The 13,513-nt window shown below is 52.3% G+C and carries 11 protein-coding genes; 7 read left to right on the top strand and 4 right to left on the bottom strand.

Going from position 1 to position 13,513, the window contains the following annotated elements:
* Nucleotides 1-420: 420 nt before the first annotated feature.
* The 3 genes from kduI (at nt 421) to araE (ending at nt 3,812) form a co-directional block, all read left to right on the top strand.
* Nucleotides 421-1,257: a 5-dehydro-4-deoxy-D-glucuronate isomerase gene (gene kduI / locus JTI85_RS17965; protein ID WP_005123391.1), complete on the top strand. Its 837-nt coding sequence runs from the start codon at nt 421-423 to the stop codon at nt 1,255-1,257.
* A gap of 58 nt (nt 1,258-1,315) precedes the next feature.
* Nucleotides 1,316-2,077, top strand: a complete 762-nt coding sequence (gene kduD, locus JTI85_RS17960; protein WP_003033923.1) for a 2-dehydro-3-deoxy-D-gluconate 5-dehydrogenase KduD — start codon at nt 1,316-1,318, stop codon at nt 2,075-2,077.
* Between the two features lie 316 nt (nt 2,078-2,393).
* On the top strand, nt 2,394-3,812 hold the full coding sequence (gene araE / locus JTI85_RS17955; RefSeq protein ID WP_061068508.1) for an arabinose-proton symporter AraE: 1,419 nt from the start codon (nt 2,394-2,396) through the stop codon (nt 3,810-3,812).
* A 96-nt stretch (nt 3,813-3,908) separates the two neighbouring features.
* Here the strand turns inward: araE and JTI85_RS17950 are convergent, their stop codons facing one another.
* The gene (locus tag JTI85_RS17950; RefSeq protein ID WP_061068507.1) at nt 3,909-4,235 is read right to left on the bottom strand and encodes a cupin domain-containing protein; all 327 of its coding nucleotides are present in this window, start codon (nt 4,233-4,235) and stop codon (nt 3,909-3,911) included.
* 141 nt (nt 4,236-4,376) lie between these two features.
* Here JTI85_RS17950 and JTI85_RS17945 point away from each other — a divergent pair, with 141 nt between their 5' ends.
* Nucleotides 4,377-5,084 carry an aspartate/glutamate racemase gene (locus JTI85_RS17945; protein WP_219352596.1) on the top strand — a complete coding sequence of 236 codons (708 nt, stop codon included), beginning with the start codon at nt 4,377-4,379 and terminating at the stop codon, nt 5,082-5,084.
* On the opposite strand, the gene JTI85_RS17940 is transcribed toward JTI85_RS17945, so the two are convergent.
* Complete coding sequence (locus JTI85_RS17940; RefSeq protein WP_048213118.1) at nt 5,056-5,991, bottom strand: LysR family transcriptional regulator; 936 nt, start codon at nt 5,989-5,991, stop codon at nt 5,056-5,058. The two genes, JTI85_RS17945 and JTI85_RS17940, sit on opposite strands and share 29 nt — an antisense overlap.
* Nucleotides 5,992-6,108: 117 nt before the next feature.
* On the opposite strand from JTI85_RS17940, the gene lysA reads away from it, so the two are divergent.
* Nucleotides 6,109-7,365, top strand: coding sequence for a diaminopimelate decarboxylase (lysA, locus tag JTI85_RS17935; protein WP_219351828.1), 1,257 nt, complete (start codon nt 6,109-6,111; stop codon nt 7,363-7,365).
* 104 nt (nt 7,366-7,469) lie between these two features.
* Here the strand turns inward: lysA and JTI85_RS17930 are convergent, their stop codons facing one another.
* Together JTI85_RS17930 and galR are read right to left on the bottom strand one after the other, a co-directional pair.
* Nucleotides 7,470-8,480, bottom strand: coding sequence for a LacI family DNA-binding transcriptional regulator (locus JTI85_RS17930; protein ID WP_048213116.1), 1,011 nt, complete (start codon nt 8,478-8,480; stop codon nt 7,470-7,472).
* A 13-nt stretch (nt 8,481-8,493) separates the two neighbouring features.
* Nucleotides 8,494-9,522: an HTH-type transcriptional regulator GalR gene (galR, locus tag JTI85_RS17925; RefSeq protein WP_048213115.1), complete on the bottom strand. Its 1,029-nt coding sequence runs from the start codon at nt 9,520-9,522 to the stop codon at nt 8,494-8,496.
* Nucleotides 9,523-10,119: 597 nt separating this feature from the next.
* On the opposite strand from galR, the gene aas reads away from it, so the two are divergent.
* Nucleotides 10,120-12,279 (top strand): bifunctional acyl-ACP--phospholipid O-acyltransferase/long-chain-fatty-acid--ACP ligase, encoded by a 2,160-nt coding sequence (gene aas / locus JTI85_RS17920; protein WP_121585008.1) that lies wholly within the window; start codon nt 10,120-10,122, stop codon nt 12,277-12,279.
* Nucleotides 12,272-13,465: a lysophospholipid transporter LplT gene (gene lplT, locus JTI85_RS17915; protein ID WP_101741603.1), complete on the top strand. Its 1,194-nt coding sequence runs from the start codon at nt 12,272-12,274 to the stop codon at nt 13,463-13,465. Before aas ends, lplT begins: the two co-directional genes overlap by 8 nt.
* The last annotated feature ends 48 nt before the right edge of the window (nt 13,466-13,513 follow it).

The following is a 13,513-nucleotide window of genomic DNA, read 5'->3' as shown; positions in this document are numbered from 1 at the left end:
CTATAAAAAAGCCCTCCAGCAGGAGGGCAAGGCCAGTTACAGAAACATACACTCTAAACACAGTCAACTTATCAAAACATTGTTTCATTTCATGTGATTAACTGCGCACTTTGTTAGAAAAGGTGTCTTATCGGCCTATAAACTCGGCTGAATTTTCCATTTTTTATCCCCACCTCTAGTGAATGAATAAATTTATCTTATTGTTATTCAATGATTTTATTTAAACCTATTTCGCTATTTATACGCGCTGGCGTGATCGCACTTACACTTTTGATAATAAGATGCGGAAAAAGTGAAACATCGTTTTAGTTATAATTGAAAACCCGTCCCGGGAGAGATATCATGAACGCATTAGGTAAAACGGAACGGCGTTTTGCTATCACTCAAGAATTCACGGTCAATTTATCACTGGAGGTAAATGTGGACGTAAGACAAAGCATCCATAGTGCGCATGCGAAAACCCTGGATACCCAGGCGCTGCGTAATGAGTTTTTGGTAGAAGAAGTGTTTGTCGCAGATGAATACACCATGGTCTACAGCCACATCGATCGCATCATTGTTGGCGGCATTATGCCTGTGGGCAAAACCGTCTCTGTGGGTGGTGAAGTTGGCAAACAGCTGGGCGTAACCTACTTCCTGGAGCGTCGTGAGTTAGGCGTGATCAACATCGGTGGACCGGGCACGATTACCGTTGACGGTCAGTGCTATGAAATTGGTCATCGCGATGCGCTGTATGTCGGTAAAGGGGCAAAAGAAGTTGTTTTTGCAAGCATTGACCCTGCAAAACCCGCCAAGTTCTATTATAACTGCGCGCCGGCACACATGACTTATCCAACCAAAAAAGTGACCCCAGCCGACGTTGCGCCAGTGACGTTGGGTGATGATCTCACGAGTAACCGCCGTACCATCAACAAGTATTTTGTGCCGGACGTACTGGAAACCTGCCAACTGAGCATGGGCCTGACCGAACTGGCGCCGGGCAACCTGTGGAACACCATGCCGTGCCATACCCATGAACGCCGTATGGAAGTCTATTTCTACTTCAATATGGAAGAGGACACCTGTGTCTTCCACATGATGGGGCAGCCTCAGGAAACGCGTCATATTGTGATGCACAACGAGCAGGCGGTGATTTCTCCGAGCTGGTCAATTCACTCCGGCGTCGGCACAAAAGCGTATACGTTCATTTGGGGCATGGTCGGCGAAAACCAGGTCTTTGATGATATGGACCATGTTGCAGTCAAAGATCTGCGCTAGTTGCGGGCGACAGCCTTGCCTGCCTGTGGCGGGCATTATAAAAATTTAAGGATTTACAATGATTTTGAATGCATTCTCTCTTGAAGGTAAAGTCGCCGTTGTGACGGGTTGTGACACCGGTCTGGGTCAGGGTATGGCGCTGGGCCTGGCGGAAGCGGGCTGCGATATCGTGGGTATCAACATTGTTGAGCCGACTGAAACCATCGAACGTGTTACCGCCCTGGGCCGCCGTTTTTTAAGCCTGACCGCCGATCTGCGTCAGATTGATGGTATTCCGGCACTGCTGGAGCGTGCGGTCGCAGAATTCGGTCATATCGACATTCTGGTCAACAACGCCGGTCTTATCCGTCGTGACGATGCTATCGACTTCAGCGAAAAAGACTGGGACGACGTGATGAACCTGAACATTAAGAGCGTGTTCTTCATGTCTCAGGCGGCGGCGAAGCACTTTATCGCGCAGGGTAATGGCGGCAAAATTATCAACATCGCCTCTATGCTCTCCTTCCAGGGCGGCATCCGAGTGCCGTCTTACACCGCGTCTAAAAGCGGCGTAATGGGCGTCACCCGTCTGATGGCCAACGAGTGGGCAAAACATAACATCAACGTGAATGCGATCGCGCCGGGTTATATGGCGACCAATAACACGCAGCAACTGCGTGCTGATGAGCAGCGTAGCGCCGAAATTCTCGATCGTATCCCGGCGGGCCGTTGGGGTCTGCCAAGCGATCTGATGGGGCCAGTAGTGTTCCTGGCGTCCAGCGCATCTGACTACATTAACGGTTATACCGTTGCGGTCGACGGTGGGTGGCTGGCGCGTTAATTTACCGTCCAGCATCAACAAACCCTGCCAATGGCAGGGTTTTTTTTGGTGTTAAGTTATTTTAATCCATATTCTGTTTATAAATTAATCCATACATAATTATATATGTATGGGTTTGCAATAATTAATACTCTTTAATATCAGTGTATTAAATTTAATTGAGTAATTAGCGATAAATTTTAAAATTGGAATATCCATCACATAACGATGTGGTGCAGCAATTTTATCCATGTTTTTGCCGTTTCCCGCCTGACGCTTCCTGCAAGGGATCCCTTACTTTCATCGACATGGCTTACTCTGTATCTGGCAGGAAAAAATGGTCTCAATTAATCATGAAGCTGCTTTAACACCGCGTACGCAGCGCGATACACGACGTATGAACTTGTTTGTCTCTATTTCTGCGGCTGTCGCAGGGTTGTTATTTGGCCTCGATATCGGCGTAATTGCCGGCGCGTTGCCTTTTATCACCGATCACTTTGTGTTGACCAGCCGCCTGCAGGAGTGGGTGGTCAGCAGCATGATGCTGGGCGCGGCAATTGGTGCGCTGTTTAACGGTTGGTTGTCATTCCGACTGGGACGCAAATACAGCCTGATGGCCGGGGCGATCCTGTTTGTCGTTGGTTCCCTGGGGTCAGCATTTGCTTCAAGCGTGGAAATGCTCATTTTTGCCCGCGTGGTACTGGGCGTTGCCGTGGGTATCGCCTCTTACACCGCGCCGCTCTATCTCTCCGAAATGGCCAGTGAGAACGTGCGCGGCAAGATGATCAGCATGTATCAACTGATGGTAACGCTGGGGATCGTACTGGCCTTTTTATCTGATACGGCGTTTAGCTACAGCGGTAACTGGCGCGCTATGCTGGGCGTGCTGGCGCTTCCGGCGGTGTTACTGATTATCCTGGTTGTTTTCCTGCCAAACAGCCCGCGCTGGCTGGCGGAGAAAGGCCGCCACATCGAAGCCGAAGAAGTATTACGCATGTTGCGTGATACCTCAGAAAAGGCCCGTGATGAACTGAACGAAATTCGTGAAAGCCTGAAGCTGAAGCAGGGCGGTTGGGCGTTGTTTAAAATTAACCGTAACGTACGGCGCGCGGTTTTCCTTGGGATGTTGTTGCAGGCAATGCAGCAGTTCACCGGGATGAACATCATTATGTACTACGCCCCACGTATTTTTAAAATGGCCGGTTTTACCACGACTGAACAGCAGATGATTGCCACGTTAGTCGTTGGCTTAACGTTTATGTTCGCTACCTTTATTGCCGTCTTCACAGTCGACAAAGCAGGACGTAAACCGGCGCTGAAAATTGGGTTCAGCGTAATGGCCATCGGGACGCTGGTGCTCGGATATTGCCTGATGCAGTTTGATAACGGCACGGCTTCCAGTGGACTATCCTGGCTGTCAGTTGGCATGACGATGATGTGTATTGCAGGCTATGCGATGAGCGCCGCGCCGGTGGTGTGGATCCTGTGTTCGGAAATTCAGCCGCTGAAATGCCGTGATTTTGGTATTACCTGCTCCACCACCACCAACTGGGTGTCGAACATGATTATCGGCGCAACGTTCCTGACGCTGCTCGACAGCATTGGCGCAGCCGGTACGTTCTGGCTTTATACCGCACTGAACGTCGTATTTATTGGTATTACCTTCTGGCTTATTCCTGAAACCAAAAACGTTACGCTTGAGCATATCGAACGTAAGCTGATGGCTGGCGAGAAGTTAAGAGATATTGGGGTGTAAGTAGTGAGGCGCAGTGTCGGATGACGTCTCGTGCAGGCCGGGTAAGCGTAAGCGATACCCGGCATTTTTGTATAACAAGGTTCGAGAATAGAGAGATTACGCCTGCAGGAAGTCTTCGCGTACCGGGGTGAAGGTATCGAGTAATGTTCCCGGCTGTAAACAGACGCAGCCGTGCATAATATTGGGTTGCTTGTACAGGGTGTCTCCTGCACTGACGACATGCTTTTCTTCCCCAATCGTAAATTCAAACTCGCCCGATAAAACGTACGTGAGTTGTTCATGCGGATGGCTGTGCATCGGGCCAACTGCGCCCTGCTCGAAATTGACTTCCACGGCCATCATTTTGCCATCGTGAGCCAGAATACGCCGGGTAACGCCGTTACCCAGATCTTCAAGCGTGGTTTCTTTATGAAAAATAAACATTCGATATCCTTGCAATAAAATGAAACATTATTTCATTAAATTTATATCAGAAAATAAAAAAAGGAAATGTGCGCCGGCAGATGTGGAAAGTTGATCACATCTTTGGTTCACTGGGAGGACAACCACGAATAAGGGTAAATGATGAAAACGATCGGTCTGTTAGGCGGAATGAGCTGGGAATCTACTATTCCTTATTATCGTCTGATTAATGAAGGGGTTAAGCAGAATCTGGGCGGTCTGCATTCTGCGAAAATTCTGCTGCACAGCGTCGATTTCCATGAGATTGAAGCGTGTCAGTCGAACGGTGACTGGCAGCGGGCAGGGGAGATCCTGGCGCAGGCAGCGGTGGGGTTACAGCAAGCGGGAGCTGAGGGAATTGTGCTGTGTACCAACACTATGCATAAAGTGGCCGAGGCCATTGAAACGGCCTGCGATGTCCCGTTTTTGCATATTGCCGATGCAACAGGTCGGGCCATACAACAACAGAAGATGAGTAACGTCGCGCTGTTGGGCACGCGTTACACCATGGAACAGGATTTCTATCGTGGGCGTTTACAGATGGAATTTGGCATTAGCACGTTAATCCCTGACGCTGACGACCGACAGAAAATAAACCAGATTATTTTCGAGGAACTGTGCCTTGGTGAATTTAGCGAAACTTCCCGCGATTATTACCTGAGCGTGATTGAGCGACTGGCTCGTCAGGGGGCACAAGGGGTGATCTTTGGCTGCACCGAAATTGGCCTGCTGGTTCCCACTGAAATGAGCCCGTTGCCGGTCTTCGATACCGCGGCGATCCATGTGCAGGATGCCGTGACGTTTATGCTTTCACCTGAGATTGCAAAATAGCCTCCAGCGGGTCAGTAAGCCGGTGGAGATGGGCCTGTAGATGTGCTGTAAAAGCATCAACCAGCGCGGATGCCGGGCGATGCAGTGGATGGATCAGGCTGACGGTAAAAGGCACCGAAACACTAAAACGCCGGATTACAATCCCGCTGCCTGCGTAATCCAGGGCGGTCAGCGGGTTCACTACCGAGATCCCCACGCCGGCACGTACCATCGCACAAATTGATGCGGCACTGTGCGTTTCTATGACCATTCGGCGCTTGACCTGATGATCATTAAACAGGGTATCCAGCAACTGGCGATAACTGTCGGTGCGCGACAGGCTGATATAGTTTTCCCCCTGAAAATCTTGCGGTGTTAATACTGCTTTCCCGGTCAGCGGATGTCCCTGCGGCAGCACGCAAACTTCATCCAGCGACAGTAATTCAGTGCGTTTTGTTCCGGCTGGCGTATGCAGCGTTTCCGTTAACCCGAGATCGTGGCGCTGTGCCGACAGCCACTCTTCCAGCAGCGGCGACTCCTGCGGCACTATCTGAATATTGACCTGTGGATAGCGCTCGAGAAATGGCTGCAGCAGCGGCGGTAAAAAGGACTGTGAGAACACTGGCAGGCAGACAATCGACAGCTCACCCTGACGAAACTCACGCAGGCTCTCTGCGGCGCTCACAATTCTGTCTAGGCCATACCACGAACGTTGCACCTCTTCAAACAGGCGTAGCCCCTGCACTGTGGGATGCAGTCGGCCTCGCGTACGTTCGAACAGTGTTAACCCCAGAACTTTTTCAAATCTTGCCAGCTCGCGACTGACGGTAGGCTGCGACGTGTGCAGCATCCGTGCGGCTTCCGTCAGGTTGCCTGCTGTCATAATGGCGTGAAAAATTTCAATGTGGCGCAAGTTAACGGCAGGCATCGGCGATCCTCAAATAAACATTCCATATCATTTTTGCATAGACTCGCGATAAAACGATATTTTTTATTCTCTTCGGGCTGTGGCGTAATCATAAAAAAGCCAATACCGGAGCACACCATGCCACGTCCACTCAACAGCACTGATACTGACCTGACCGCAGATAACCTGCTGCGTCTGCCCGCCGAATTCGGTTGTCCGGTATGGGTTTACGATGCGCAGATTATCCGCGCGCAGATAGCCAAACTGAGTCAGTTTGATGTGGTGCGTTTTGCCCAAAAGGCCTGCTCGAATATTCATATTTTGCGTCTGATGCGTGAGCAGGGCGTGAAGGTGGATTCCGTCTCGCTGGGTGAGATTGAACGTGCGCTGGCAGCAGGTTTTGTGCCGGAGAATGATGAAATCGTCTTTACCGCCGATATGATTGACCAGGCGACGCTGGCCCGGGTGCATGAGCTACGTATTCCAGTAAACGCCGGGTCGGTTGATATGCTGGAACAACTGGGCCAGGTTTCGCCAGGGCATCGTGTATGGCTGCGCGTCAACCCAGGTTTTGGTCACGGGCATAGTCAGAAAACCAATACCGGCGGCGAGAACAGCAAGCACGGTATCTGGTATAGCGACCTTCCGGCGGCGCTGGAGGTGATTCAGCGTTATCAACTGAAACTGGTGGGCATTCATATGCATATCGGCTCCGGTGTGGACTACGGGCATCTGGAGCAAGTGTGTGGCGCGATGGTGCGTCAGGTTGTTGAATTAGGTCAGGATCTGGAGGCTATATCTGCGGGCGGAGGTTTGTCGATCCCATATCGCGAAGGAGAAGAGGCGATCAACACCGATCACTACTTCGGACTGTGGAACGCCGCACGAGAGCAAATCGCCAAACATCTGGGGCATCCGGTGAAGCTTGAGATCGAGCCAGGACGTTTTCTGGTGGCCGAAGCGGGTGTGCTGGTGGCGCAGGTGCGCAGTGTGAAAGAGATGGGCAGTCGCCACTTCGTGCTGATCGACGCGGGCTTCAACGATCTGATGCGGCCAGCAATGTACGGCAGCTATCACCATATCTCCGCATTGGCCGGGGATGGCCGCTCGCTGGGTAATGCGGCGCAGATTGAGACGGTGGTTGCCGGGCCGCTGTGCGAATCGGGCGATGTTTTTACCCAACAGGAAGGCGGTAAAGTCGAAACCCGTCTATTACCTGCGGTAGTGCCGGGAGATTACCTGGTATTGCATGATACCGGTGCGTATGGCGCGTCGATGTCGTCGAACTACAATAGCCGCCCGCTGCTGCCGGAGGTTCTGTTCGATAACGGTGTGGCGCGACTCATTCGCCGTCGTCAGACTATTGATGAGCTGTTAGCGCTGGAATTAATCTGAATACAGCGTTATGAAACGCCGGATGGCGCTACGCTTATCCGGCCTACGAAATAAACGGTGGGGCCTGTAGGCCGGATAAGGCGAAGCCGCCATCCGGCATCTGATTACGTGAAGTTCGGCCCCGTTGTCACCGATTCCCGTAACACCAGTTTGCCGGTAAACGGTGGGATCGGCTCCACGCTTTCGCCGTTGGCCAGACGGATAGCCTGGTCGATTGCCGTGGTTATCATGGTATCGATCGGCAGATAAACGGTAGACAGCCCCGGCTCCAGCCATTTCGCGCTGGGCGCATCATCAAAACCAAACAACGAAACATCCTCGGGGATCTTTAGTCCAGCCTGATGTAATGCTTTCGATGCACCTAACGCCATGTCATCGTTACAGGCGAACAGCGCGCTGAATATCACTCCTTCATCCAACAGTTCACGACAGGCTTCATAGCCTCTGGTCATCGTTGAATCACCGTATTTGACCTTGGCGGGTTCCCAGGGAATACCGTTTTTTTCCAGCGCCTTACGATATCCCATTAACCGAGATTTACCGGTTGGTGTATGGCCGGGTACGGTGATGCAGGCAATATCACGATGTCCTTGCGAGATGAGGTAATCGACGGCCTGAAACGCCGCGTCTTCCTGTTCAAAGAAAATCGCGCGGTCGCGGGCCTGGCTGACGTCGCGGTTAATGACCAGCAATGGCATATCAATGCGGCTCATCAGCGACATAATTGCCTTTTCGCTCATGTAGCGGGTGTAGAGAATAATGGCGTCGCACTGTCGGTCGGCCAGCATTTGAACGGCTTCCTGCTCACGCTCTGGTGTGTCATGGCCGTCGGTGACAATCAGCTGTTTACCGTGAGACTCCGTCTGGCGCGATGCCTGTTGCAGCAGGCGACCAAAGTAGAATCCATCAAATGTAGATACCACTAAACCAATGCTGTTGCTAGTGCGGTTTGCCAGTGAGCGCGCTAAAAAATTAGGCCGATAATCTAATGCCTGCATGGCGTTGAAGACTTTCTGGCGCGTGCTTTCTTTAACCTGCCCCGTACCATTCAGTACGCGTGAAACGGTCGCTTTCGATACGCCAGCATGTCGTGAAACGTCTAACATCGTTGTCATGACGCAATCCTGATTAATCGTTTGACAAAGAATTTCCCGGCTCAGTCAGCGCCGAAACGGAATGCCGACGTACCAGCGTTGGGTTAAAGACGTGAGTGATTTCCGGGACCGGGCGTTTTTCGGCCAGCGCCAGCGCCAGTTCGGCGGCCTGGGTTGCCATCGTCACGATAGGGTAGCGTACCGTCGTCAGCCGTGGGCGCACGTAGCGTGAAACCAGTACATCATCAAAACCAATCAGCGAGATTTCTCCCGGCACATCAATGCCGTTATCATTTAATACACCCATAGCGCCCGCCGCCATTGAGTCGTTATAGCAGGCGATAGCCGTGAAGTTTTTGCCGCGACCAAGCAGCTCAGTCATTGCCTGCTCGCCGCCGCTTTCATCGGGCTCGCCAAACGTGACCAGTCGATCGTTTACCGGAATATTGCTTTCCGCCAGCGCGTCGTAATAGCCTTGCAAACGATCTTCCGCATCTGAAATGCTGTGGTTGGAACACAGATAACCGATGCGCGTATGGCCCTGCTGAATAAGATGACGGGTTGCCAGCCAGGCACCGTAACGGTCGTCCAGCGCAACGCAGCGTTGTTCGAATCCCGGTAAGATTCGATTGATCAGTACCATCCCGGGGATTTGTTTCATCAATGATGTCAGCTCGGCATCCGGGATAATTTTAGCGTGGACCACGAGGGCTGCGCAGCGGTGGCGAATAAGCTGCTCAATCGCCTGACGTTCCTTTTGCTCGTTATGGTAGCCGTTGCCAATCAGTAAAAAGTTACCGGTGTTATAGGCCACCTGCTCGACAGCTTTAACCATTGCCCCAAAGAACGGATCGGACACATCACCGACTACCAGACCGACGGTTTCAGTAGATTGTTGTGCCAGCGCACGCGCGTTGGCGTTGGGGTGGTAGCTGAGTGATTCCATTGCACTCATTACAGCCAGACGCGATGCTTCGCTGGCTTTGGGGGAGTCATTGATCACTCGAGAAACGGTGGCGACTGATACACCAGCTAGTCGGGCTACATCCTTTATGGTCGCCATGATAGTACCTGTTGTGGGTAAACGCTTACATCCCGCCAGTGTTACGGAAAACGGCTGTCTGTTCAAGCAGATTGCCCGTCAGGACGTCGCAAATGTGAGCGGACACGAGCGAAGTAAGACAGAAAATAGAAAATGAAAACCTTTGCTTACACTTTGCGATGTGCTGTTGCGATTGTTCGCTGGTGAGGGGAGAGAGCGGATTGATAGAGTTGGGATCCCAGAGGTATTGATAGGTGAAATCAACTTTCGGGTTGATCACAAAATTTACACCAGCCTGCGCAGATGCGCAGGTTTTTTTTTGCGTACGGCGTATCTGTAACAGTAACCGATAATTTACACAACTCGTTGCACTTGGGTTCATTCCTTTGCGTTTTCCAACTGGCGGAACGGCGCGGTGACGACCACAATCAAGATCCCAGAGGTATTGATTGGTGAGATTATTCGGTACGCACTTCGTACCTGTCTCTTGCACCGACCTGCGCGGATGCGCAGGTTTTTTTTCGGATTCTATTTACCCGTTATCTGTCGCGCCCATTCCCCAACTCGTATACTCTCCCATCATTGATGTTTATATAATTAATGGCACAGGGAGTTGAGATGCTATTTGGCTTTTTTCGAAATCTGTTTCGCGTGCTGTTTCGTGTTCGCGTCACGGGCGATGTCAGCGCGCTACGGGGAGAACGCGTCTTAATCACGCCCAACCATGTCTCATTTATCGATGGTATCCTGCTGGCGCTCTTTTTACCGATTCGCCCCGTTTTTGCCGTTTACACCTCGATCAGCCAGCAATGGTATATGCGCTGGCTCACTCCACTGATTGATTTCGTACCGCTAGACCCAACCAAACCGATGTCGATTAAACATCTGGTACGCCTGGTCGAGCAGGGTCGCCCGGTGGTTATTTTCCCGGAAGGACGTATTTCGACCACCGGTTCACTGATGAAAATCTACGATGGTGCCGGGTTCGTTGCCGCAAAATCAAAGGCGACGGTGGTGCCTGTGCGTATTGAAGGCGCGGAACTGACCCATTTTAGCCGCCTGAAAGGTCTGGTTAAACAGCGATTTTTTCCGCGTATTCAATTGCATATCCTGCCGCCGACCCAAATGCCGATGCCGGAAGCGCCGCGTGCTCGCGATCGCCGCAAAATCGCCGGTGAAATGCTGCACCAGATTATGATGGAAGCGCGTATGGCCGTCCGCCCGCGTGAAACGTTATACGAGTCTCTGCTGGCGGCAAAATACCGGTTTGGCGCAGGCAAAAACTGCATTGAAGATGTTAACTTTACGCCGGACAGCTACCGCAAACTGCTGACGAAGACACTCTTTGTGGCTCGTATTCTGGAGAAATATAGCGCGGAAGGTGAAAAAATCGGCCTGATGCTGCCAAATGCGGGGATCAGCGCGGCGGTCATTTTTGGCGCCATTGCGCGTCGACGCATCCCGGCGATGATGAACTATACGGCGGGCGTGAAGGGATTAACCAGCGCCATTACAGCCTCTGAAATCAAAACGATCTTCACTTCCCGACAATTTCTCGATAAAGGCAAACTCTGGCACCTACCGGAACAGCTCACCCAGGTGCGCTGGGTGTATCTGGAAGATCTGAAGGCCGATGTGACCTTTGGCGATAAGCTGTGGATTTTTTCTCATCTGTTGGCGCCGCATCTGGCACAGGTGAAGCAGCAGCCGGAAGAAGCTGCGGTGATCCTCTTTACCTCAGGATCAGAAGGCCACCCGAAAGGTGTCGTACACAGCCATAAGAGCATTCTGGCGAACGTCGAGCAGATTAAGACGATTGCCGATTTCACTGCCGACGATCGCTTTATGTCAGCATTGCCGCTATTTCACTCTTTTGGCCTGACGGTAGGGTTATTCACGCCGTTGCTGACCGGTGCTGAAGTGTTTTTGTACCCCAGTCCGCTGCATTACCGCATCGTTCCTGAGCTGGTATATGACCGTAACTGCACCGTACTGTTTGGTACCTCAACGTTCCTCGGCAATTATGCGCGGTTTGCTCATCCGTACGATTTCCACCGTCTGCGCTATGTTGTTGCCGGAGCCGAAAAGCTGCAAGACAGCACGAAACAGTTGTGGCAGGAGAAGTTTGGCCTGCGCGTCCTTGAAGGCTATGGCGTGACGGAATGTGCGCCGGTGGTGTCGATTAACGTACCGATGGCGGCGAAATCGGGAACGGTAGGGCGCATTCTGCCTGGTATGGATGCCCGACTGTTGGCGGTTCCTGGTATTGAAGATGGCGGGCGTTTACAGCTGAAAGGCCCTAATATTATGAGCGGCTATCTGCGCGTCGAAAAGCCAGGTGTACTGGAAGTCCCAACCGCAGAAAATGCGCAGGGTCAGATAGAACACGGCTGGTACGACACCGGTGATGTTGTACGCTTTGATGAAAATGGCTTTGTACAGATTCAGGGGCGCGCCAAGCGTTTTGCTAAAATTGCCGGAGAGATGGTGTCACTGGAGATGGTTGAACAGCTGGCGCTGGCAGTATCTGCTGACAAAATGCATGCCACGGCTATCAAGAGCGATGCCAATAAAGGGGAAGCGCTGGTGCTGTTTACTACCGACAGCGAGCTGACCCGTGACAGATTACTCCAGTATGCGCGCATCCACGGCATTCCAGAGCTTGCCGTACCGCGTGATATCCGCCACCTAAAACAACTCCCTCTGCTCGGCAGCGGTAAGCCAGATTTTGTGACACTGAAAAACTGGGTCGATGAACCGGAAAAACAACATGCGTGAGTCAGTACACACTAGCACGTCAATCTGGTCAAAAGGGATGATGTCCGTTATCGCCGCGCAGTTTTTGTCAGCGTTTGGCGATAACGCGTTGTTGTTTGCTACCCTGGCTTTGCTCAAGGCGCAGTTCTACCCGGACTGGAGCCAGCCAATCCTGCAAATGGTGTTTGTGGGTGCTTACATTTTGTTTGCGCCGTTTGTTGGACAGGTGGCGGATAGCTTTGCCAAAGGTAGAGTGATGATGTTCGCCAACGGTCTCAAACTGCTGGGCGCGGCGAGTATCTGTTTCGGCGTTAACCCATTTCTCGGGTATACGCTGGTGGGTATTGGCGCAGCGGCGTATTCTCCGGCCAAGTATGGCATCCTGGGTGAGTTGACGACCGGCGACAAACTGGTGAAAGCGAATGGCCTGATGGAGGCGTCAACCATTGCCGCTATCTTGCTGGGTTCTGTTGCCGGCGGTGTGCTGGCCGACTGGCATGTGATTGCTGCGCTTTCCGCCTGTGCGCTGGCCTATGCTGGCGCAGTGGTGGCTAACCTGTATATCCCGAAACTGGCCGCGGCTCGCCCTGGTCAGTCCTGGCATCTGGGCAAAATGACGCGTAGTTTTTTCTGTGCCGCCTCCTCGCTGTGGCGCAACGGTGAAACACGTTTCTCGTTGGTAGGAACCAGCCTGTTTTGGGGCGCGGGCGTCACGCTGCGTTTTCTTCTGGTGCTGTGGGTGCCGGTTGCGCTCGGCATTACCGATAACGCCACACCGACCTATCTCAACGCTATGGTGGCTATCGGGATTGTTGTCGGCGCGGGGGCGGCTGCGAAACTGGTGACGCTGGAAACCGTGTCGCGCTGTATGCCTGCAGGGATACTGATCGGCGTCGTGGTGCTGATTTTCTCTCTTCAACATTCGCTGCTTCCGGCCTACGCGTTGCTGCTGCTTATCGGCGTGTGTGGTGGGTTCTTTGTGGTGCCGCTGAATGCGTTACTGCAGGAGCGGGGCAAAAAAAGCGTGGGTGCGGGCAACGCTATTGCGGTGCAAAACCTGGGTGAAAACAGCGCGATGTTGCTGATGCTCGGTATCTACTCACTGGCGGTGTTGGTGGGTATTCCTGCGGTAGCCATTGGCGTTGGATTTGGTGCGTTGTTTGCCCTGGCGATTACGGCGCTGTGGATTTGGCAGCGCCGCCATTAGTCTGTTATATGCTGTTGCAACCAGGCCTACAGGGAACGCTGTCTGTAG

The sequence above is a fragment of the Citrobacter sp. Colony219 genome, assembly GCF_019382635.1.
Taxonomy (GTDB): Bacteria; Pseudomonadota; Gammaproteobacteria; order Enterobacterales; family Enterobacteriaceae; genus Citrobacter; species Citrobacter youngae.
The sequence above is the reverse complement of the archived record's forward strand: the minus strand, read 5'-3'. Positions and strand labels throughout refer to the sequence as shown.